Source organism: Dermacoccus sp. PAMC28757 (assembly GCF_014302635.1).
In the GTDB taxonomy this organism is placed as follows: Bacteria; Actinomycetota; Actinomycetes; order Actinomycetales; family Dermatophilaceae; genus Dermacoccus; species Dermacoccus abyssi.
On the sequence record NZ_CP060292.1, the window covers coordinates 2,162,163 to 2,184,609 of the forward strand.

17 protein-coding genes and 1 pseudogene are annotated in these 22,447 nt (G+C 67.7%); 14 read left to right on the forward strand and 4 right to left on the reverse strand.

Features of this window, described 5'->3' with window-relative positions:
* The first annotated feature begins 25 nt into the window (after window positions 1-25).
* Window positions 26-856: a YafY family protein gene (locus tag H7F30_RS10310; protein WP_240730124.1), complete on the forward strand. Its 831-nt coding sequence runs from the start codon at window positions 26-28 to the stop codon at window positions 854-856.
* On the opposite strand, the gene cobF is transcribed toward H7F30_RS10310, so the two are convergent.
* Together cobF and H7F30_RS10320 are read right to left on the reverse strand one after the other, a co-directional pair.
* On the reverse strand, window positions 811-1,602 hold the full coding sequence (cobF, locus tag H7F30_RS10315; RefSeq protein WP_129663432.1) for a precorrin-6A synthase (deacetylating): 792 nt from the start codon (window positions 1,600-1,602) through the stop codon (window positions 811-813). The two genes, H7F30_RS10310 and cobF, sit on opposite strands and share 46 nt — an antisense overlap.
* Complete coding sequence (locus H7F30_RS10320) at window positions 1,599-3,041, reverse strand: cobyric acid synthase (RefSeq protein WP_187034944.1); 1,443 nt, start codon at window positions 3,039-3,041, stop codon at window positions 1,599-1,601. Before H7F30_RS10320 ends, cobF begins: the two co-directional genes overlap by 4 nt.
* A 101-nt stretch (window positions 3,042-3,142) precedes the next feature.
* Between H7F30_RS10320 and H7F30_RS10325 the strand changes: the two genes are divergently transcribed.
* The 6 genes and pseudogenes from H7F30_RS10325 to H7F30_RS10345 all read left to right on the forward strand — a co-directional run bounded on the left by H7F30_RS10325 (window position 3,143) and on the right by H7F30_RS10345 (window position 10,027).
* Window positions 3,143-4,318 carry an aminotransferase class I/II-fold pyridoxal phosphate-dependent enzyme gene (locus H7F30_RS10325; RefSeq protein WP_129663436.1) on the forward strand — a complete coding sequence of 392 codons (1,176 nt, stop codon included), beginning with the start codon at window positions 3,143-3,145 and terminating at the stop codon, window positions 4,316-4,318.
* Between the two features lie 126 nt (window positions 4,319-4,444).
* On the forward strand, window positions 4,445-6,250 hold the full coding sequence (locus tag H7F30_RS10330; protein WP_255464746.1) for a BCCT family transporter: 1,806 nt from the start codon (window positions 4,445-4,447) through the stop codon (window positions 6,248-6,250).
* A 12-nt stretch (window positions 6,251-6,262) separates the two neighbouring features.
* Window positions 6,263-6,811 (forward strand): annotated as a pseudogene (locus tag H7F30_RS14925) (dephospho-CoA kinase); the annotation flags it as partial.
* A 16-nt stretch (window positions 6,812-6,827) separates the two neighbouring features.
* Window positions 6,828-7,463, forward strand: a complete 636-nt coding sequence (coaE, locus tag H7F30_RS10335) for a dephospho-CoA kinase (protein WP_129663440.1) — start codon at window positions 6,828-6,830, stop codon at window positions 7,461-7,463.
* 95 nt (window positions 7,464-7,558) lie between these two features.
* Complete coding sequence (gene uvrB, locus H7F30_RS10340; protein ID WP_047312764.1) at window positions 7,559-9,661, forward strand: excinuclease ABC subunit UvrB; 2,103 nt, start codon at window positions 7,559-7,561, stop codon at window positions 9,659-9,661.
* Window positions 9,662-9,703: 42 nt separating this feature from the next.
* Window positions 9,704-10,027, forward strand: a complete 324-nt coding sequence (locus H7F30_RS10345; RefSeq protein WP_165357858.1) for a DUF3817 domain-containing protein — start codon at window positions 9,704-9,706, stop codon at window positions 10,025-10,027.
* Between the two features lie 87 nt (window positions 10,028-10,114).
* On the opposite strand, the gene H7F30_RS10350 is transcribed toward H7F30_RS10345, so the two are convergent.
* Both H7F30_RS10350 and H7F30_RS10355 read right to left on the reverse strand, forming a co-directional pair.
* On the reverse strand, window positions 10,115-10,786 hold the full coding sequence (locus H7F30_RS10350; RefSeq protein WP_129663444.1) for an MBL fold metallo-hydrolase: 672 nt from the start codon (window positions 10,784-10,786) through the stop codon (window positions 10,115-10,117).
* Entirely contained in the window at window positions 10,783-12,627 is a 1,845-nt protein-coding gene (locus tag H7F30_RS10355) for a glycoside hydrolase family 15 protein (RefSeq protein WP_187034946.1), read from the reverse strand. The genes H7F30_RS10350 and H7F30_RS10355 overlap by 4 nt, the downstream gene beginning before the upstream one ends.
* Before the next feature lie 128 nt (window positions 12,628-12,755).
* Here H7F30_RS10355 and uvrA point away from each other — a divergent pair, with 128 nt between their 5' ends.
* The 7 genes from uvrA to gap all read left to right on the forward strand — a co-directional run bounded on the left by uvrA (window position 12,756) and on the right by gap (window position 22,440).
* Window positions 12,756-15,803: an excinuclease ABC subunit UvrA gene (gene uvrA, locus H7F30_RS10360; protein WP_187037989.1), complete on the forward strand. Its 3,048-nt coding sequence runs from the start codon at window positions 12,756-12,758 to the stop codon at window positions 15,801-15,803.
* Complete coding sequence (locus tag H7F30_RS10365; RefSeq protein ID WP_047312769.1) at window positions 15,800-16,210, forward strand: Rieske (2Fe-2S) protein; 411 nt, start codon at window positions 15,800-15,802, stop codon at window positions 16,208-16,210. The genes uvrA and H7F30_RS10365 overlap by 4 nt, the downstream gene beginning before the upstream one ends.
* A complete protein-coding gene (uvrC, locus tag H7F30_RS10370; RefSeq protein WP_129663448.1) occupies window positions 16,210-18,213 on the forward strand; it encodes an excinuclease ABC subunit UvrC in 2,004 nt (667 codons plus the stop codon). The genes H7F30_RS10365 and uvrC overlap by 1 nt, the downstream gene beginning before the upstream one ends.
* Window positions 18,214-18,230: 17 nt before the next feature.
* Window positions 18,231-19,103 (forward strand): RNase adapter RapZ, encoded by an 873-nt coding sequence (gene rapZ, locus H7F30_RS10375; protein WP_225910766.1) that lies wholly within the window; start codon window positions 18,231-18,233, stop codon window positions 19,101-19,103.
* The gene (yvcK, locus tag H7F30_RS10380; protein WP_129663450.1) at window positions 19,100-20,077 is read left to right on the forward strand and encodes a uridine diphosphate-N-acetylglucosamine-binding protein YvcK; all 978 of its coding nucleotides are present in this window, start codon (window positions 19,100-19,102) and stop codon (window positions 20,075-20,077) included. The genes rapZ and yvcK overlap by 4 nt, the downstream gene beginning before the upstream one ends.
* 141 nt (window positions 20,078-20,218) lie before the next feature.
* Entirely contained in the window at window positions 20,219-21,196 is a 978-nt protein-coding gene (gene whiA / locus H7F30_RS10385; protein ID WP_187034948.1) for a DNA-binding protein WhiA, read from the forward strand.
* A gap of 236 nt (window positions 21,197-21,432) precedes the next feature.
* Window positions 21,433-22,440: a type I glyceraldehyde-3-phosphate dehydrogenase gene (gene gap / locus H7F30_RS10390; RefSeq protein ID WP_047312774.1), complete on the forward strand. Its 1,008-nt coding sequence runs from the start codon at window positions 21,433-21,435 to the stop codon at window positions 22,438-22,440.
* Window positions 22,441-22,447 lie beyond the last annotated feature (7 nt).

A 22,447-nucleotide genomic window follows, 5' to 3' on the forward strand; every position in this document is an offset into this window, starting at 1 on the left:
GGCTGGTCGCGGTTTACCGCCGCTCGTGCTCGACGACGACGAGGCCGTGGCGATGGTCGCGTGTCTACGAATGGCGGCGCTTTCGGGCACCGATGAGATCGGTGAGGCGGCCCTTCGCGCGCTGACGAAACTGGATCAAGTCCTCCCTCCGAGGCTGCGCGCTGTCGCCTCGGCTCTGGACGATGCCACGCGCGCACTGCCACGAACGCGGCCCGCGGTAGATCTGCGCGTGCTGCAACAGTTGGCCACGGCACAGCGCGACCGGACGCTGGTGCGGTTCAGCTACCGCAAGGCCGACGGCGAGACGTCCTCGCGTGAAGTGGAACCTGGGCGACTCATCACCCAGGGAGAGCGCTGGTATCTCCAGGCGTATGACCGAGGGCGTCAGGATTGGCGCGTGTTCCGACTCGATCGGATGGACGAGCTTCGCGTGACGTCCTGGTCGTTCGAGCCGAGGAAGGTGCCGCCGCATGATCATCACCGTGATCTGGAGGAGAGATTCGAGTGCGTCCTGCGCTTCGAGATGGCCGTCGACGTTTCGCGGGTGGCTCGCAGGATCCCCGCGGCCTTCCGCGAAGGACTCGAGGCCACGGCCACAGGCTGCCGCTTTCGGGTGGGCGCGCTCAGTTGGAATGTTCTCGCGTGGGAGATGCTGGGCGTCGCCCGGGATCTCGAGAGTCCGGTTCGGGTTCCCGCGCAACCACACGCCGGGGCCTTCCGCTCGGCCTGTGACCGCATCAGCCGCCAGATGCAGACGCTGGTGGTGGCGGGGGATTCGTCGGCGCCGCCGGTTGCCGTGGACGTGAGGCGTCAGGCTTCGGCAGCCGAGGCCGACGACACGGCACCGAGGGCGTAGACGTCCATGATCCATCCGTGCTCGGCGCGCAGCCGCGCGCGCAGGTCGACGAGGTCGTCGATGACCTCGTCGAGCGGCCCGGAGCGCAACTCCTGTTGAGGTAGCCCGAGGTAGGCACCCCAGTGGAGGACGAGGTCGGGTGCCCGCTCCCGCAGGGCCGCACAGTGCAGCGAGCCGTCGAGCATGACGACGAACGCAGCGTCCGGGCTCCAGTCGGCTTCGAGTCGACGTCCGGTCGTGATGTGGATCGGCTTGCCGATCTCGTGCAGGACGATGCCGTGCTCGGCCGCGAGGGCCTGGAACGCCGATATGCCGGGTAGGACGTGGACGTCGAAGTCGCGGGTAGCGCGCATCCGCTCGACGACGCGGATCGTCGAGTCGTAGAACGCCGGGTCACCCCAGACGAGGAAGCCAACGCTCACCTCGGGATCGAGGGCGTCGATCGTTTCGCCCCACAGCTGCGCGCGCGCCTCGTGCCAGTCGTCGACGCCTCGGCGGTACTGGCCGCCGTCGCGCTGCGCGTCCGGCCCGCGCTCGGGGTCGGGCAGCGTGACGAAGCGGTAGCTGCCCGGCTCGAGGTGGCGCCGGCACAGCTCTTCACGGACGGCCACGAGTTGGGCCCTGTCCTCGCCCTTGCCCGCGACGAGGAAGACGTCGACCTCGCGCATCGCGGCGATCGCGCCGAGCGTGAGGTGATGGGGCGCGCCGGCACCGATGCCGATGACGTTGACTCTTCTGCCGGTCACGGTGCCTCCTGGGCGAGTTCGAGAAGGTGATCGAGGTCGAGCGACGCCTCACACGCGTCAGCGAGGGCGTCGATCATCGCGCTGCGTCGCGCGCGGAAGCCTGGCGCCGTGAGGTCGGGCGTCCACGCGGAGCCGACCGCCGCTGCGACCTCGGCGAGCCAGGCGCGTCGGAAGCCGTCGTTCTCGAAGGTGCCGTGCCAGATCGTGCCCCACACCGAGCCCGAGGCCGAGCCGCCGGGGAACGTCGGTTCCGCGTCGACGACGCCGTGATGGATCTCGTACCCGTCGACGTCCTGGCCCTTCCACCGTTCATTCGGGCGGGCGAGCACCTTCTCGTCGTGGAACGTCACGCGGCCGGCGAGCACGCTCAACCCCGTGACGATGCCTGCGGACGATTCGACGGCGTCCTCGATCGTCTCGACGAGCATTTCGTACCCACCGCAGATGCCGAGCACCGGCCGACCCGCTGCTGCACGCTCGGTGACGACGGCGTCGAGGCCCTGGCCACGCAGCCATGCCAGGTCGTCGACGGTGGCACGGCTGCCGGGCAGGACGAGGAGGTCGGCTTCTCGGCAGCGATCGAGGTCGGTCGTGATGTGGACGTCGATGCCCGGTTCGGCGGCCAGCGCGTCGACGTCCGTCGCGTTCGACGTGCGCGGAAACCGCACGACAGCAACCGAAAGGCGCTCGGACATCGCGTCGTCGTCGGGTCGCCAGCGGCCGATCGACAGGGCGTCCTCCGAGTCGAGCCAGACGTCCGTGAGCCAGGGGAGCACCCCCGCGCACGAGAGGCCGGTTCGTCGACGGATCTCGTCGAGGCCAGGCGTGAGCACTGACGCGTCACCGCGGAACTTGTTGATGACGAACGTGCGAAGGAGCGCACGGTCCTCGTCGTCGAGCAACGCCCAGGTGCCGTAAAGCGCTGCGAGCACGCCGCCCCGGTCGATGTCGCCCACGAGGGCCACAGGTAGGCCGAAGCGCCTGGCCAGACCCATGTTGACGTAGTCACCCGCCCGAAGATTGATCTCCGCCGGGGAGCCTGCACCCTCGGTGACGACGAGGTCGACGCTCGCCCGGAGTTCCTCGTACGCGGCGAAGGCTGCTTCGGCCAGGTGGGTGCGGCCCGTCGCGTACTCACCGGCCTCGAGCCGCCCGGCGGGCTTGCCGCGCACGACGACGAACGCCTGCCGGTCGCTGCCCGGCTTGAGGAGCACAGGGTTGTGCACCCCGCTCGCCTCGACACCGGCCGCCTCGCACTGCAGGTACTGAGCGCGCCCGATCTCCGCGCCGTCGGCGCACACCATCGAGTTGTTCGACATGTTCTGCGCCTTGAACGGCGCGACGCGGACCCCCTGGCGCGCCCACGCGCGGCACAGGCCCGTGACGACGAGCGACTTGCCTGCGTCCGAGGACGTACCGGTCACGAGAAGGCCACTCACGAGCGTCCACCCTAACGGTCACGACGGCGTCTTCGGGGGCATGATGGTGCCGCCCGCGCCTGATCGGTGCGGCTCGTTGCGCGATAAGGGGCTCTCGAACGATGGCACGTTTCATTTCCTCCCGATACCAGGGCGATTCGTTGACGCAGATGTCGGTCATCGCCGACCGCGCCCGCGAGTTCGACGACGTCATCAACTTCAGCCTCGGTGACCCCGACCTCACCACCAACGAGGGCGTCATCGACGCTGCCGCAGCCGACGCGAAGGCCGGGCACACGCACTACACCTCCAGCCTCGGCGACCCCGAACTGCGTGAGGCGATCGTCGAGATGTACCGCACCGATCACGCCCTCGAGCGCCCCGTCGACGACGTCATGGTGACGACGTCCGGTTGCCACGCGATGTGGCTCGTCATGGAGACGCTGCTCGACGACGGCGACGAGGTGCTCGTCATCGAGCCGTACTTCACGCCGTACCCGCACCAGGTCCGTCTCGCCCGCGGCGTGCCCGTCTTCGTGCCCACGCGCAAGGAGAACGGCTTCCAGGTGACCCGTGAGGATCTCGAGGCCGCCGTCACGCCGCGCACGCGGGCCCTCATCGTCAACACGCCCTGCAACCCGACGGGCGTCTCGTGGTCGCGCGCCGCGCTCGAGACCGTGGCCGAGGTGGCGAAGGAACACGACCTCGTCGTCATCGCCGATGACATCTACACGTCGTTCACGTACACCGAGCCCTTCGTGCCCTTTACCTCGCTGCCGGGCATGGGGGAGCGCACCATCACCGTGGGCTCCTTCAGCAAGGACTTCATGATGACGGGGTGGCGCGTCGGCTGGATCATGGCCCCGGCCGAGTTCGTCTCCACCGCGCGCGACGTCAACGAGAACAACGTCTTCACCGCGCCGTCGGTGAGCCAGCGTGCGGCTCTGCACGCCCTGGAGCGCCGTCACGAGTTGCAGCCCCCGGTCAAGGAGCTCTACCGCCGCCGTCTCGAGCGGGCGTACGAGCGCGTCCGGGCCCTTGCGAACATGGATGCCCTCGCGCCGGAGGGGGCGATCTATCTGTGGGCGGACATCCGCGCGACGGGCCTCACGTCCGTCGAGTGCGCCGCGCGCATCGTCGAGGAGGCGCACATCCTCACCATTCCGGGAACGGCTTTCGGTGAGTCCGGTGAGGGCTTCCTACGGCTCGCTGTGACGGTTGGGGAGCAGCGCATCGACGAGGCCTTCGACCGGCTCGCCCGGATGAGCATATTCACCGATTCCGCTGCCGGAGAGTGACGTACCGCCAGCGCTGAGACGGGGGATTGACTACCATGGCGGATCGTGCCGTCCGGGCACAGGTTCGCCGAGGCTCCGGGGTCGTTGGGAGTTCGGCGAATTTCGACCAACCCCTCTGAGACTCTCGTGAACTCGATCTCCACACGTGCCCACGACCGCCTCGGTCTGCGTACGTCGCCCATCATCTTTTTCGGCTCGGCCTTCCTCATCGTCCTGTTCAGCGCAGGGATGGGGCTGTTTCCAGGGCCGGTTCAGACGTTCTTCGGTTCCATCGCGCACTGGTTGCGCTACGACATCGGCTGGTTCTACACGGCCGGCGCCACGCTCCTCGTCGTCTTCTCCGTCGGGCTCGCCATGAGCCGCTACGGCCGCATCAAGATCGGTGCGGACGACGCCGAACCCGAGTACTCGGGGCTCGCGTGGTTCGGCATGATGTTCGCCGCCGGCGTCGGCGCCGTCCTCATGTTCTGGGGCATCGCCGAGCCGATGAACCACTACGCGAACCCGCCGATGGGCGACAAGGCGTTCACCGACGCCGCCGCCTGGCAGGCCATCAACATCGCCAACTTCCACTTCGGCATCCACATGTGGGCCGTGCTCATCGTGCCCGGCCTGTCGTTCGGCTACTTCACCTACAAGCGCAACCTGCCGCCACGTGTCTCCTCGGCGTTCCACCCGGTCCTGGGTGACCGCATCCACGGCCCGATCGGACGCACGATCGACATCATCTCGATCGTCGCCACCGTCTTCGGTCTTGCCGTGTCGACGGGTCTCGGTGCGCTGCAGATCAACTCCGGTATGAAGTACGTCTTCGGCGTGCCGATCTCCGGCATGGTGCAGGCTGCGATCCTCGCGGTGATCACCGCTGCAGCGCTGACGTCCGTGCTCGCGGGTATGGACAAGGGCGTCAAGCGCCTGTCGTACGCGAACATCATCCTCGCGATCGCGCTCATGCTCTTCATCCTCATGAACGCGGCGTCGACGTCCGACCTCATGCGCAGCATCATCGAGGCGTCCGGTCGCTACCTCAGTGCCCTGCCGGTGCTCAGCACCTTCAACGACAGCTTCGGTCACGGCCAGTGGTCGGGTGACTGGACCGTCTTCTACTGGGCCTGGACGGTGACCTGGGCGCCCTTCGTCGGCATGTTCGTCGCGAAGATCTCCCGCGGCCGGAGCATCCGTGCCTTCGTGGCCGCGTCCCTCGGCCTGCCGACCGCGTTTGTCGTCGTCTGGATGTCGATCTACGGCTTCTCGGCCATCACCTCCGATCGCGCGAGCGCGGACAAGCCGGGTACCGGTGGCGAGCTGACGAAGACGATCGTCGATGACGGCCGCGTGCAGGACGCCCTGTTCCAGTTCCTCAAGGACATGCCGCTCTACGGCGTCACGGCGACCCTGGCACTCATCGTCATCGTCGTCTTCTTCGTCACCTCGATCGACTCGGGTGCCCTCGTGCTCGACGCCATGGCGAACGGCCACGAGGACATGGGGACGCGCCGTCAGCGCGTGTTCTGGTCGTTGTCGGTCGGAGCCGTCTGTGCGGCGATCATCCTCACCGCCGGCGACAACGGCCTCAACGCGCTGCAGGAGGTCATCATCGTCATCGGCTTCCCGGTCATGATCCTGACGATCCTTCAGGCGTTCCTCCTGCTGCAGGCGCTGCGCGAGGACGCGGGCGCGGCGAAGCCGATCCGCACACGACAGTGGAAGAAGGTTCTCCCGCAGGAGGAGTACGAGCGCCGCGCGGCCGAGAACAGCGAGGACATGGACGAGTACGTCGTCCTGCCCGAGTTCGAGATCGGCACCGAGCCCGAGTACGAGACGCACACCCCGACGACGTCGCACACGCAGGCTCTCGCGGCCAGTCGCGCGGCCGTGTCGATCGGTCTCACGGGCGCCGTGGCCTCCGGAAAGTCCGTCGTCGCCGACTAGTTCGAGCGTCGTGGCGCAGTGGTCGTCGAGTTCGACGAGCTCATGCGCGAGGTGCTCACACCGGGTCACGAGACGCTCGAGGACCTGCGCGCGGTCTTCTCCGAGGAGATCGTCCACCCCGACGGCACGATCGACTGGGAAACGCTCGACGGCCTGACGACGGAGAGCCACTCCGCCCGTCGGCGCCTGTACGACGTGGTCGGGCCTGCCGTCCGCGAGGTGGCCGACGCTCGGGCCAAGGCGGTCGGCGAGGATTCCGTTCTCGTACTCGACCTCGCGCTGCTCACCGAGTCGACGCCGCGCGACTTCGACCAGGTCGTCGTCGTGTCGGCTCCGGTCGAGCTGCGCGTGGGGCGCCTCATGGAGGAGCGCGGTCTCACCCGCGAGCAGGCATGGGCGGAGATCGACGCCGACACCCAGCAGAGCGAGCGCGAGGACGCTGCGGACTTCGTCATGGAGAATGCAGGAACACGCGACGAACTGCGTGAGCTCGTCGACGCCCACTGGGACGAGCACGTGCAGCCGGTGCTCGACGAGACGAGCGCTCACGCGGGTAGCTGACGATCGAGGAGAGACGATGAGTGGCACCGAGCAGTACGCGTTCGAGCGAGGCCTGCGGGTCGGACTGACCGGCGGTATCGGCTCCGGAAAGTCCACCGTGGCGCGCACGTTCGCGCAGCTCGGTGCCCTCGTCGTCGATTCGGACGCGATCCAGCGCCTCGTCGTGGCGCCCGGCTCCGACGGCCTCCGCGCGATCGTCGAGGAGTTCGGGGAAGCGATGCTGACCGCCGGCGGTGAGTTGAACCGCCCTGCGATGGCGGAGCTCGTCTTCGCCGACGAGACGGCCCGGCGGCGACTCGAAGGCATCACGCACCCCCTCATTGCGCAGGAGACGGCGCGACAGATGGGCAAGGCCGCGTCGGGGCAGGTCGTGGTCCACGACATTCCGTTGCTCGTCGAGTTGGGGTACGCGGACAAGTACGACCTCGTCGTCATCGTCGATGCGCCGGAAGAGGTGCGCCTCGAGCGCCTCGTCGCCGACCGGGGCATGACGAAGGAAGCGGCGCTCTCACGCATCCGCTCACAGGCCACAACGGAGCAGCGCCGCGCCGTGGCCGACGTGTGGATCGACAACACGGGCACCCCCGAGGAGCTGCGCGAGCAGGCATCGGAGGTCTGGACGACGCACGTCGAGCCGTCGGTTCATCACTGACCCACGGATGGCGCCCCCAGCCGTGCGGGTGGCCTCGAGTGGCATCAGGACCCCGTGATTCCGGGGTTGTCGGTGCCCGGACGTAGGGTTTGACCATGCGTCCAGTGACTGACATCCAGCGCCGCGTTGCGCCGTTCAAGGTCGAGTCGGAGTATCAGCCCGCCGGCGACCAGCCGAAGGCCATCGCCGAGCTCTCCCAGCGCGTCAACGCGGGGGAGAAGGACATCGTCCTCCTGGGCGCCACCGGTACCGGTAAGTCCGCGACGACGGCCTGGCTCATCGAGCAGGTGCAACGCCCGACCCTCGTGCTCGCGCCGAACAAGACACTGGCCGCGCAGCTTGCCAACGAGTTCCGCGAGCTGCTGCCGCACAACGCCGTCGAGTACTTCGTCAGTTACTACGACTACTACCAGCCAGAGGCGTACGTACCGCAGACGGACACGTACATCGAGAAGGACTCCTCGATCAACGAGGAGGTCGAGCGACTGCGTCACTCGGCCACGAACTCGCTGCTCACCCGCCGTGACGTCGTCGTCGTCGCGTCGGTGTCGTGCATCTACGGTCTCGGTACCCCGCAGGAGTACGTCGACCGAATGGCCCGGCTGAAGGTCGGCCAGGAGATCAACCGTGACGAGTTGCTGCGCCGCTTCGTCACCATGCAGTACACGCGCAACGACATGGCCTTCACGCGCGGCACGTTCCGGGTGCGCGGCGACACGGTGGAGATCATCCCCGTGTACGAGGAACTGGCCATTCGCATCGAGTTCTTCGGCGACGAGATCGACCGGCTCTACACCCTCCACCCGTTGACGGGCGAGATCGTCAACGACGAGGAGGAGATGTACGTTTTCCCGGCCACGCACTACGTGGCCGGCCCCGAGCGCATGGAACGCGCCATCAAGGGCATCGAGGTCGAACTCGGTGACCAACTCCAGCGGTTCGAGACCGAGGGCAAGATGCTCGAGGCGCAGCGCCTGCGGATGCGCACGACGTACGACATCGAGATGATGCGTCAGGTCGGCTCGTGTGCGGGCATCGAGAACTACAGCCGCCACATGGACGGCCGTGAGTCGGGCTCGGCCCCGAACACACTGCTCGACTACTTCCCCGAGGACTTCCTGCTCGTCATCGACGAGTCGCACCAGACGGTGCCGCAGATCGGCGCGATGTACGAGGGCGACATGTCGCGCAAGCGCACCCTCGTCGACCACGGTTTCCGCCTGCCGAGCGCGATGGACAACCGTCCCCTCAAGTGGGAGGAGTTCCTCGAGCGCATCGGCCAGACCGTCTACCTGTCGGCCACGCCGGGCGACTACGAGATGGCCAAGAGCGACGGTTACGTCGAGCAGGTCATTCGCCCCACCGGCCTCGTCGACCCGGAGATCGTCCTCAAGCCGACGAAGGGCCAGATCGACGACCTGCTCGGCGAGATCCGCACGCGTACCGAGAAGAACGAACGCGTCCTCGTCACCACCCTGACGAAGAAGATGGCCGAGGACCTCACCGACTATCTCCTCGACAAGGGCGTTCGAGTTCGGTACCTGCACTCCGAGGTCGACACCCTGCGCCGCGTCGAACTCCTGCGCGAACTGCGCATGGGTGAGTACGACGTGCTCGTCGGCATCAACCTGCTCCGCGAGGGCCTCGACCTGCCCGAGGTCTCGCTCGTGTCGATCCTCGACGCCGACAAGGAGGGCTTCCTGCGTTCGGCGAGAAGCCTCATCCAGACCGTCGGCCGTGCCGCCCGAAACGTCTCGGGTCAGGTGCACATGTACGCCGACAAGATCACCCCGTCGATGCAGGAGGCGATCGACGAGACCACGCGTCGTCGCGAGAAGCAGGTCGCATACAACACCGAGCACGGGGTCGACCCGCAGCCGCTGCGCAAGAAGATCGCCGACATCACCGACATGCTGCAGCGTGAGGACGCCGACACGGACGCCCTGCTCGGTTCCGGCCGTTCGATGAGCCGCGGCAAGGGCCGCGGTGGCACAGGAGCCGCCACGGCCGACGCCGACGTCGCCACGGGCGGTCGCAAGGGCTCGAGCAGCGCCGACCTGGCGGGGCTCATCCAGGAACTCACGGCACAGATGCACGAGGCCGCAGCGGAGCTTCAGTTCGAACTCGCAGCTCGCCTGCGCGACGAGTTGCGTGACCTCAAGAAGGAGCTGCGCCAGATGACGGAGGGCCAGAAGTAGGCGCCCACGCTGCGCTCAGGGGGCATCGGTATTATTGAACGCATGACGATCACGCGTTTGTTCAAGGGTTTCGCGCTGGCCGAAGCCATCTCCTGGGGTCTGCTGCTCATCGGCATGTTCTTCAAGTGGATCCTGAAGACCACCGAGATGGGTGTGCAGATCGCCGGCCCCATCCACGGCGTCATGTTCATCGGCTACGTGCTGTGTGCGCTCAAGCTGTGGCAGGAGAAGAGCTGGCCGGGCAAGACGATCGGGCTCGCCCTCGTCAGCGCCGTCATCCCGTTCATGACGATCTGGTTCGAGAAGCGCGCCGAGCGTGCCGGCGAACTGGACACCCCGGCCGCCGGCCCGCGCGTCACGGCCTGACGCCCCCGCCGCCGACGAGACAGCGCCCGGTCCAGGCAGCCTTGAGCTGCCGGACCGGGCGCTTCGTCGTTCTCGCCGGTCGTCCGTTCACCAGCCTCGTTCGCGCCATTCGTCGAGGTGCGGACGTTCGGTGGCGAGGCTCGTGTCGTCACCGTGGCCGGGGTGGACGACGGCGTCGTCGAAACGGCCGAAGATCCGATCCCTGACAGAGGCGAACAGTTCGTCGAAGGACTGCTCGTCGCTGTGGTTCGTGGCACCCACGCCGCCGGGAAACAGGGTGTCTCCGGTCCAGACGTGCGGCGTCGAACCGTCCTCGGACGACCAGCTGAGGACGACGCTGCCCGGCGTGTGTCCGGGCACGTGGTGCGCCGTGAGCGTCTGTTCGCCGAGCGTGACGGTGTCCCCATCGGCGAGCGTGCGGCTCGGCTCGACGGGCAGTTCCGGTCCGTCGAGTTCGCCGGCCATCGTCTCGCGGGCCAGAAGTGCGATCTCCGGCAGGGCCCGGTGGTGATCCCAGTGCTTGTGTGTCGTCACGACGCCGACGAGGGCTTCGTCCTCGACCTGCGCCTCGGCGAGCAGCTCACGGATAGCCGCGGCGTCGTCGGCGGCGTCCACGAGCAACGCCTCACCGGTGGCGGCGTCCTTGAGCAGGTAGACGTTGTTGTGCATGTCCGAGACCGACAGCTTCCACATCGTGAGGCCGGGAAGGTCGAGGCGCGACGGCGCCTGGCCGGGCTGGACGTCTGAAACGTAGCTCATGCGATCTCCTCGTCGGGGTAGTCGTTCGACGCGATGCGTGCCTCGTGGAGGTCGTAGGCCGCACCGATGAGCGTGAGGTGGCTGAACGCCTGCGGGAAGTTGCCCACCTGACGCATTTCCTCGGGGTCGTACTCCTCGGCGAGCAGGCCCACGTCGTTCGGCAGGTCGCACAGGCGGTCGAACAGCTCGCAGGCCTTGTCGAGCTCGCCGATCTTCGCGTAGGCCGAGACGAGCCAGAACGAGCACGCGAGGAACGGGTGCTCGTCGCCCGCGAGGCCGTCGACGCCCGACTGGGTGCGGTAGCGCAGGAGGAACCCGCCGCGCATGAGGTCGTTCTCGATGGCGCGCACGGTGCCGATGACGCGGGGGTCGTCACCGGGCAGGAACCCGATGAGAGGGATGAGCAGCAGGGAGGCGTCCACCTCGTCGGTGTTGTAGTGCTGCGTGAAGGTGTTCTTGTCCGTGTTGAAGCCCTTCGTCAGCACCTCCTCACGCACGAGGTCGCGGATCTCGCGCCAGCGCTCGACGTCACCGGGCAGGTCGTGCTCCTCGACGGCCTGGATCGCGCGGTCGAAGGCCGCCCACACCATGACGCGCGAGTGCGTGAAGTGCTGCAGGGGCCCGCGGATCTCCCACAGGCCGTTGTCCGGCTCGTCCCAGTGATCCGCGAGCTCGTTGACGAGCGCAGCCTGGATCGCCCAACTCTGTTGGCTCTCCTGCCCGCCGAGGTCGCGAGCGGACTCGAAGGCGATCATGACCTCGCCGAGGACATCCGTCTGCTTCTGGTCGACGGCGCCGTTGCCCACGCGGACCGGTCGGCTGTTCGCGTACCCGGGCAGGTGGTCGAGTTCGCGTTCGGCGAGTTCACGCCCACCGTCGATCGTGTACATGATCTGCATGTCCTCGGGATCACCGGCGAGGGCGCGCACGAGCCACTCACGCCACTTCAGCGTGGCCTCGATGTAGCCGGCACGGAGCAGGGACTCGAGGCCCAGCGAGGCGTCGCGCAGCCAGCAGTAGCGGTAGTCCCAGTTCCGTTCGCCGCCGATGTGCTCGGGAAGCGACGTCGTGGGAGCTGCGACGATGCCGCCGCGCCGGCTGTCGGTGAGCAGGTCGAGCACGAGCAGGCTGCGCTTGACGACCTCGGCGTGCGGGCCGTTGTACGTGCAGTGGCTCACCCAGTTCTCCCAGCGATCGAGGGAGGCTGCGATGCGACGGTCGGTGTCGAGGGGAACGGGGATCGGCTTGTAGCTGGGCACCCAGGTGACGCTGAAGTCGTAGCGTTCACCGGCCTTGACCTCGAAGTGGTCACGGTGACGGCCCTCGTCACCGACGGGCAGTCGGTCGCCGCGGAAGATGAGCATGTCGGGCCCGGCGATCGCGACGAGCACCTCCTCGTCCTCGCTGTGACCGGGGTGGTGGCTGACCCACGGCTTCACCTTGCCGTAGCCGAAGCGGACGATGAGCTCCTGCTCCATCGCCACGGTGCCCTCGAGACCCTCGACGCGGCGCAGCACGTCGGCGCGGCCGTCGCTCACGGGCATGAGGTCGGTGACGCGCACCTTGCCGGTCGGCGTCTCGTGGATGGTCTCGAGGACGAAGCTGTTGCCCCGGTAGCTGCGCGTGGTCATTGCCTCGTCGGAAGGACCCAGCAGCCAACGGCCGTGGTCGGGGGTACCGAGAAGGGCGGTGAAGCAACTCGAGGAATCGAACCGGGGGAGGCACAACCAGTCGACGGAACCCCGGAGGCTGATGAGGGCCGCTGTCTCGGTGTCGCCGATAAGCGCGTAGTCCTCGATCGGGGTGTGGTTCGCCTCGGAAAGGGTGGTGTCGGCAGGCATGAGGGCCAGCCTAGTCCGCGGTTGTCGGTGGTCGCACCTAGCATGGAGCCGTGCCGAATTCTCAGAACTCCCAGGCCGCCGAGCGACGTTCGAGCGCTTCCGCCGTCGCGCGTCGCGGCCACGATCACCTGCTCGTGCGTGGTGCACGTGAGCACAACCTCAAGAACGTCTCGATCGAGATCCCGCGTGACGCGCTCGTCGTCTTTACGGGCCTGTCCGGTTCGGGCAAGTCGTCGCTCGCGTTCGACACGATTTTCGCCGAGGGCCAGCGTCGCTACGTCGAGTCGCTGTCAGCGTACGCGCGTCAGTTCCTCGGGCAGATGGACAAGCCCGACGTCGACTTCATCGAAGGTCTGAGCCCGGCCGTCTCGATCGACCAGAAGAGCACGAACCGCAACCCGCGCTCCACCGTGGGCACCATCACGGAGGTCTACGACTACTTCCGTCTGCTCTTCGCGCGCGCCGGTCGTCCGCACTGCCCCGTCTGTGGCGAGCCGGTCGGCAGCCAGACTCCTCAGCAGATCGTCGACAGCATCCAGGAGCTGCCCGAGCGCACCCGCTACCAGGTGCTCGCCCCCGTGGTCCGGGCACGCAAGGGTGAGTACGTCGACCTGTTCGCCGAACTGCAGACGAAGGGCTTCTCGCGCGCCCGCGTCGACGGCGAGATCGTGTCGCTCACCGAACCGCCGGTGCTCGAGAAGCAGAAGAAGCACACCATCGACGTCGTGGTCGACCGCCTCGTCGCGAAGGGCCCCGACGACACGAGCGGACGCCAGCGCCTCACCGACTCCGTCGAGACAGCTCTCGGCCTTGCCGACGGACTCGTCGTCGTCGAAAAGGTCGTGCGTGAGGGCGAGGAGGTCGAGGGGCCGCTCGAGCGCCGCTACTCGGAGAAGCTCGCGTGCCCCAACGACCACCCGCTGTCGATGGACGCCATCGAGCCTCGCTCGTTCTCCTTCAACAGCCCGTTCGGTGCCTGCCCCGAATGCACCGGCCTCGGCACGGAACTCCAGGTCGACCCCGACCTCGTCGTGCCCGACGAGGAGAAGACGCTGCGAGACGGTGCCATCCTCCCGTGGGCGCAGGGCTCGGGTGCGGCCGACTACTTCATCCGCGTGATGAAGGCGCTCGGCGACGAGCAGGGCTTCGACCTCGACACACCCTGGCGTGCCCTGCCCACCCGCGCCCGCACCATGCTGCTCGAGGGCAAGAACCACAAGGTTCACGTGCGTTACCGCAACCGCTACGGGCGTGAGCGCTCGTACTCGACGGGCTTCGAGGGCGTCATCCCGTTCGTCAAGCGTCGCCACTCCGAGACCGAGTCCGAGTGGAGTCGTGAGCGCTACGAGGGCTACATGCGTGAGGTTCCGTGCCCGGTGTGCAAGGGCGCCCGACTCAAGCCGGAGTCGCTCGCCGTCACCATCGGTGGCAAGTCGATCGCCGAGGTCTGCGCCCTGCCCATCTCGGAGTCCGCGTACTTCCTCGACGGGGTCGACTTCGACTCGCGTGAGCGTCAGATCGCCGAGCGCGTCATCAAGGAGATCGGAGCTCGCCTGGGCTTCCTGCTCGACGTCGGCCTCGACTACCTCTCGCTCGACCGGCCGGCCGGCACCCTCTCGGGTGGCGAGGCTCAGCGCATCCGCCTGGCCACGCAGATCGGTTCCGGCCTCGTCGGCGTGCTCTACGTGCTCGACGAGCCGTCCATCGGTCTCCACCAGCGCGACAACCACCGCCTCATCGAGACGCTGACCCGGCTGCGCGACCTCGGCAACACCCTCATCGTCGTTGAGCACGACGAGGACACCATCGAGACGGCCGACTGGATCGTCGACATCGGCCCCGGCGCCGGCGAGCACGGGGGTGAGGTCGTCTACTCCGGCCCCGTCGACGGGCTCGTCAAAGAGAAGCGCTCGATCACGGGTGGCTACCTCTCCGGCCGCCTGTCGATTCCCGTTCCCCCGACGCGTCGCGGACAGGACGGGCGGCAGGTCGTCGTCGAGGGGGCTCGCGAGCACACGCTGAAGAACGTCGACGTTGCCTTCCCGCTGGGCAACCTCGTTGTCGTCACCGGGGTCTCCGGCTCCGGAAAGTCGACCCTCGTCAACGACATCCTCTACACATCGCTCGCCAACGAGCTCAACGGCGCCCGGCAGGTCGCGGGGCGACACAAGCGCGTCACCGGCATGCAGCAGCTCGACAAGGTCGTCCACGTCGATCAGAGCCCCATCGGGCGTACCCCGCGAAGCAACCCGGCCACCTACACGGGTGTGTTCGACAACATCCGCAAGCTCTTCGCCGAGACGCAGGAGGCGAAGGTGCGCGGCTACCAGCCTGGCCGCTTCTCCTTCAACGTCAAGGGCGGACGCTGCGAGGCCTGCTCGGGTGACGGCACGCTCAAGATCGAGATGAACTTCCTGCCCGACGTGTACGTGCCCTGCGAGGTGTGCCACGGTGCGCGCTACAACCGCGAGACGCTCGAGGTGCACTTCAAGGGCAAGACGATCGCCGAGGTCCTCGACATGCCGATCGAGGAGGCCGCCGACTTCTTCGAAGCGGTGCCGGCCATCGCGCGTCACATGCGCACCCTCGTCGACGTGGGGCTCGGCTACGTCCGCCTCGGTCAGCCCGCGCCGACGCTCTCGGGTGGTGAGGCCCAGCGCGTCAAGCTCGCGAGCGAGTTGCAGAAGCGATCCGCCGGACGCACCATCTACGTGCTCGACGAGCCGACCACGGGCCTGCACTTCGAGGACATCCGTAAGCTGCTCGACGTCATCCAGGGTCTGGCCGACAAGGGCAACACGGTCGTCGTCATCGAGCACAACCTCGACGTCATCAAGTGCGCCGACTGGGTCATCGACATGGGTCCCGAGGGCGGCTTCCGCGGTGGCACGGTCGTTGCCGAGGGAACTCCGGAGCAAATCGCGCAGGTTGCCGAGAGCCACACCGGTCGCTTCCTCGCGCCGGTGCTCGAGAAGGCGGGCGTGACGCCGCAGATCGTGCCGCAGAAGGCCGTCGAGCCGATTGCGCGCGGTCCGCGGGCCGCCAAGAAGGCGGCGGAGAAGAAGGCCGCAGCGGCCACCACGAGCGCCACGAAGAGCAGTTCGTCGACGAAGACCACCACCAAGAGGACGGCGAAGAAGGCGGCACCCGCCGCCGGGAAGGCGAAGAAGTCATGACGTCATTGAGCAACGAGATCTCCCGCCGCAGCGCGCTCACTGCCACGACGGCCGTCGTCGGCACGGGGCTTCTCGCTGCCTGCGGCGGTGGTGACGACGCTCCGGCGGCCAAGAAGGTCGATATCAGCGTTGATGCATCGAACGTTCCGGTCGGTGGCGGCTTCATCGACCGCACCAACAGCGTCGTCGTCACCCAGCCGACCAAGGGCTCCTACAAGGCGTTCTCGTCGGTCTGCCCCCACCAGGGTTGCCAGGTCGGCCAGGTCACCGAAGAAGCCATCGTCTGCACCTGCCACGGCAGCCGTTTCGACCCCAAGACGGGTGACGTCACCGCCGGCCCGGCGGAGAAGGGGCTTCCCGCCAAGCAAGTCGCCGTGCAGGGCGCGAAGCTGCACGTCACCGGCTGATGGCCGATCCCCGCACCTACCGCCCGAAGACGGGCGACATCCCCACGGACGCCGGCGTCTACCGCTTCCGCGACCGTGACGGACGTGTCATCTACGTCGGCAAGGCGAAGTCCCTGCGTTCGCGCCTCACGAGCTACTTTCAGGACCTGCGTCTGCTTCACCCGCGGACGCGCACGATGGTGACCACGGCAGCATCCGTCGAGTGGACGGTCGTGCGCAACGAGGTCGAGGCACTTCAGCTCGAGTACGCGTGGATCAAGGAGTACGACCCGCGCTTCAACGTGAAGTACCGCGACGACAAGTCGTACCCGTACCTCGCGGTGACGATGTCCGACGAGGTGCCGCGGGCGCAGGTCATGCGCGGACGCAAGAAGCCGGGCACCCGCTACTTCGGACCGTTCACCCACGCGTGGGCCATCCGCGACACCCTCGACCAGCTCATGCGCGTGTTTCCCATGCGCACGTGCAGCGCGGGCGTCTACCGCCGCGCCGAGGTCTCCGGACGCCCATGCCTGCTCGGCTACATCGACAAGTGCAGTGCTCCGTGTGTCGGCAACGTGACGCACGAGGAGCACCGCGCCATCGCCGAGGACTTCTGCGCGTTCATGGCGGGGGATTCGGCGCGGTTCACGCGCGACATCGAGCGTCGCATGAAGGCGGCGTCGGCCGAACTCGACTTCGAGCAGGCCGCGCGCTTGCGTGACGATCTCGGTGCCCTCGAGAAGGTGCTGCAGAAGTCGGCCATCGTCTTCGACGACGCCACGGACGCCGACGTCTTCGGTCTCGTCGAGGACGAGCTCGAGGCCGCAGTCCAGGTCTTCCACGTCCGAGGTGGGCGCATTCGAGGACAGCGCGGCTGGGTCACCGACAAGGCCAGCGAGGCGGGCGTCGGAACCCCGGAACTCATCGAGCGGATCCTGCTCGAGGTGTACGGAGAACGCGAGGGCAAGGACGACGTTCCCCGCGAAGTGCTCGTGCCCGTCCTACCGGGCGAACCCGACGACGTGCGTGACTGGCTGCGCCAGCGTCGCGGCGGCGTGGTCGACCTGCGCGTCCCGCAGCGTGGTGACAAGCGAAAACTCGCCGCCACCGTGACGAAGAACGCCGAGCAGGCCCTCGCCCGACACAAGGTCAGCCGGGCCGGCGATCTCACTGCTCGCTCGCAGGCCCTCGAGGAGTTGCAGGAGAACCTCGGACTGCCCGAGGCGCCGCTACGCATCGAGTGTTTCGACATCTCGCACGTGCAGGGCACGAACGTCGTGGGCTCGATGGTCGTCTTCGAGGACGGCCTGCCGCGCAAGTCCGAGTACCGCCGCTTCATCGTGGCCGGCACCGAGGATGCGGACGGCACCCTGCGCAACGACGACGTGGCCGCCATGCACGAGGTGCTCACGCGCCGCTTCGCCCGTCTGGCCCGCGAGACCGCGAACGGCGACGAAACCACCCCGGTCAGTGGCGAGGTGGACGCCGACGACAGGGCCGGTTCCCTCCGTGACGAGGACGGGCGTCTCAAGAAGTTCGCCTACCGTCCGCAGCTTCTCGTCGTCGACGGTGGACGCCCGCAGGTGGACGCTGCGGCGCGTGCTCTGGCCGAGGTCGGGTTCGCCGACATCCCTGTCGTCGGTCTCGCCAAACGCCTCGAGGAGGTGTGGCTCGCGGACGACGACTTCCCCGTCATCCTGCCGCGCACGAGCGAGGCGCTCTACCTGCTGCAGCGGGTGCGTGACGAGGCCCACCGCTTCGCCATCACGTTCCACCGGGAACGGCGCTCGAAAGCCATGACGGTCTCCGCCCTCGACGGGATCGCGGGCCTCGGGCCGGCCAAGCAGAAGGCGTTGCTCCAGCACTTCGGAACGGTCAAGGCCATCCGTGCGGCCGACGCCGAAGCGCTCCAGGAGGTCAAGGGTGTCGGCCCGGCCCTGGCCGAGTCCGTCGTCCGGGCGCTCTCGTCGAACGAGGGGTCGCCAGCGGTTAACGTGATGACCGGAGAAGTACTGGAATGAGAGAACGAGAGGCCACGATGACCGACTCTGCGCACTCGGAGATGATGATCGTCACGGGTATGAGCGGGGCGGGTCGCACCACTGCGGCCAACGTTCTCGAGGACCAGGGCTGGTACGTCGTCGACAACCTGCCGCCGCAGTTACTCACGCAGCTGGCTGACCTCGTCGACAAGAGCGGCGAGTCCGACGTTCGCGTCGCCGCCGTCGTCGACGTGCGCAGCCGTGCCTTCTTCACCGACTTCCGCGCAGGCCTCGAGCAGCTGCGCGACAACGGCTGGCGTCCCTCCGTCGTCTTCGTCGACGCCACGGACGAATCGCTCGTGCGCCGTTTCGAATCCGTGCGTCGCCCTCACCCGCTGCAGGGGGAGGGGCGCATGCTCGACGGCATCACGCGCGAGCGTGAGCTGCTACGTGATCTTCGCTCGAACGCGGACATCCTCATCGACACGAGTGGCCTCAACGTCCACCAGCTCTCGGCCAAGGTGCAGGAGCTCGTCGGTGACAAGGGAGGCCCGGATCTTCGGATCGCCGTCATGAGTTTCGGCTTCAAGTACGGCATCCCGCTGGACGCCGACCTCGTTTTCGACATGCGCTTCCTGCCCAACCCTTTCTGGAATCCGGAGTTGCGTCCGTTCAGCGGTAAGGACGAGGTCGTGAGCGACTTCGTGCTCGGCCAGCCGGGTGCGAAGGAGTTCCTCGACGGCGTCCTGTCACTCCTCAAACCGATGACCGAGGGCTACCTGCGTGAGGGCCGTAGCTACGTGACGCTGGCCGTCGGGTGCACGGGGGGCAAGCACCGGAGCGTCGCCATGGCCGAGGCCCTTGCGAAGCAGCTTCGTTCCGAACGTCTCGGCACACTCGTGGTGCACCGCGACCTGGGGCGCGAGTGAAGAGGCCCGCTGTCGCGGCACTCGGGGGAGGGCACGGTCTCTTCGCCTCCCTCGAAGCCCTGCGGCTCGTCACCGACCAGATCACGGCCATCGTCACGGTCGCCGATGACGGGGGATCGTCGGGACGCCTCCGGGAGGAGTACGACATCCTTCCGCCTGGTGACCTGCGCATGGCCCTGGCGGCGTTGTGTGACAACTCCGAGTGGGGCATCGCCTGGCGTGACGCCCTGCAGCACCGGTTCCCCGGTGAGGGTCCGATGGGCGGCCACGCGCTCGGCAATCTCATCATCGCGGGTTTGTGGGATTCGCTCGGCGACCCGATCAAGGGTCTCGACATGGTGGGGCGCCTGCTGAGCGCGCGCGGTCGCGTCCTGCCGATGTCGATGCAACCGTTGCGCATCGACGCCACGGTGCGCGGCGCCGACCCCGAGAAGCCGGAGGAAGTGCAGGAGGTATCCGGTCAGGTCGCCGTCGCGCAGACGCCCGGGCAGGTGCTCAACCTGCGCTTGTTCCCGGACCCTCCTCAGCCGTGCAAGGAGGCCGTCGACGCCGTTCTCGACGCCGACTGGGTCATTCTCGGACCGGGCTCGTGGTTCACGTCCGTCATGCCCCACCTTCTCGTGCCCGATCTGCTGGACGCCCTTGTCATGACCAAGGCGAAGCGCATGCTCGCCCTCAACGTGCAGATGGACACGGGCGAGACCGCGGGCTTCTCGGCAAGCGACCACTTGGAGGTGCTACGCGCCCACGCGCCTGCACTGCATCTCGATGCGGTCCTCGCGGACCCCGGTGTCATCGGTGACGACGAGCGGGCCCTCCACGCACTCGAGACGTCCGCTGCCGCCCTCGGCGCGGAGGTCGTCTACAAGCACGTGGCCGACCCGGACACGGCCGGGGTGCACGACACGTTGCGCCTCGCCACGGCCTATCGAGACGTCATGGAGCGTTCCTCCCGTGGTCCGCGGCATCAATGAGTCAGGGGGCGTACGCACGCCTGCAGGTCACTATTTCGCACCAACAGCGTTTGGGTTCTCGCGTTGGAGCAGGCAAAATGAGAACTCCGCTTCACGGCAGCCAAGCCTTGGAGCGGTCGTTTCTGGAGAGGACATGGCGCCATGGCGATGACCGCAACGGTCAAGGACGAGCTCAGCCGGGTCGTCGTCACGACGAACGCGACGCGCAAGGCCGAGGTGGCCGCGATGCTGCGTTTCGCAGGGGGATTGCACCTCGTCGGCGGCCGCGTGAGCGTCGAGGCGGAGCTCGACACGGGGGTTGCCGCGCGACGCCTGCGCACCGCCATCACCGAGCTTTACGGCCACTCGAGCGAACTCGTCGTCATGCGCCCGGGTGGCATTCGTCGCTCCACGTCCTACGTCGTGCGTGTTCCGAAGGCCGAGCTCGCCGTTCAGGCGGGTCTCGTCGACGCCAAGGGACGTCCTGTACGCGGGCTTCCCCCGAAGATCGTCAACGGCACCCTCGACGACGCCGCCGCCGCGTGGCGCGGAGCCTTCATCGTTCACGGATCGCTCACCGAACCCGGACGTTCGTCGTCGATGGAGATCACGTGCCCCGGCTCCGAGGTGGCTCTCGCCCTCGTCGGAGCGGCCCGCCGCCTCGGCATCGCCGCGAAGGCACGTGAGGTGCGTGGGGTCGACCGCGTCGTCATCCGTGACGGGGAGGCCATCGGGGCCTTGCTCACGCACATGGGCGCCACGGACGCGCGCCTCGTGTGGGAGGAGCGCCGTATGCGCCGAGAGGTGCGTGCCACCGCCAACCGCCTCGCGAACTTCGACGATGCCAACCTGCGCCGTTCGGCCCGCGCGGCCGTCGCGGCCGGTTCGCGCGTTGCTCGCGCCATGGAAATCCTCGGCGACGAGGTGCCCGGTCACCTGCGTCAGGCCGGTGAACTGCGCATCGAGCACAAGCAGGCCAGCCTCGAGGAGCTGGGCGCTCTCGCCGACCCGCCCATGACGAAGGACGCGGTTGCCGGGCGCATCCGTCGTCTGCTCGCCATGGCGGACAAGCGTGCGGCGGAACTCGGCATTCCTGGCACGGAGGCCAACCTCACGCCGGACATGCTCGAGGACGACTGACCCTCGCCACACTTCGCCGACGCCCACCGCACCCCCGCGGTGGGCGTCGATCTGTGCTCGACGAAGGCGCCACACAGGCCCACCGTGCGGCTCTGCGGGTCTCATGCACTGGCCGGTAACCTCCCACCGCTTCGCCACGCGTGGGGCCCCTTGTCATAGGGTGGACGTGTGAAAGACCGCGTGCCCGCCAGCGGGTACGCGAGCACTCGATTCCTAGGGAAGGGCAGGGTCCAAAAGTGACCGTCCGCGTTGGTATCAATGGCTTTGGCCGCATCGGCCGCAACTTCTTCCGCGCCGTCAAGGCGTCGGGCGCAGATGTCGAGATCGTGGCGGTGAACGACCTCACCGACAACAAGACGCTGGCCCACCTGCTCAAGTACGACTCGATCCTCGGCCGCTTCGACGGCGACGTCACCTTCGACGACACCTCCATCACGGTCGACGGCGCCAAGATCGCCGCCTTCGCCGAGAAGGACCCGGCCAAGCTCGACTGGGCCTCCGTCGGCGCCGACATCGTCGTCGAGTCCACCGGCTTCTTCACCGAGGCCGAGGCTGCCAAGGCCCACCTGGCCGGCGGGGCGAAGAAGGTCATCATCTCCGCCCCGGCGAAGAACGAGGACATCACCATCGTCATGGGCGTCAACGACGACCTGTACGACCCGGAGAAGCACACGATCATCTCCAACGCGTCGTGCACGACGAACTGCCTCGCCCCGATGGCCAAGGCCCTCAACGACGGCCTCGGCATCGAGAAGGGCCTCATGACGACGGTTCACGCCTACACGGGTGACCAGCGCCTTCACGACGCCCCGCACAAGGACGCGCGCCGCGCCCGCGCCGCCGCCATCAACATCGTTCCCACGTCGACGGGTGCGGCCAAGGCCGTCTCTCTCGTCCTGCCGGAGCTCAAGGGCAAGCTCGACGGTTACGCGCTGCGCGTGCCTGTTCCCACGGGTTCGGCCACGGACCTGACGTTCACCGCCTCCCGCGAGACGACCGTCGAAGAGGTCAACGAGATCGTCAAGAAGGCCGCTTCCGAGGGCCCGCTCAAGGACGTCCTCAACTACTCCGAGGCCGACCTCGTCTCCACTGACATCGTCACCGACCCGGCGTCCTGCATCTTCGACTCCGGCCTGACGAAGGTCATCGGCAACCAGGTCAAGGTCGTCGGCTGGTACGACAACGAGTGGGGTTACTCCAACCGCCTCGTCGACCTCACCGCCCTCGTCGGCTCCAAGCTCTGAGGCGTCG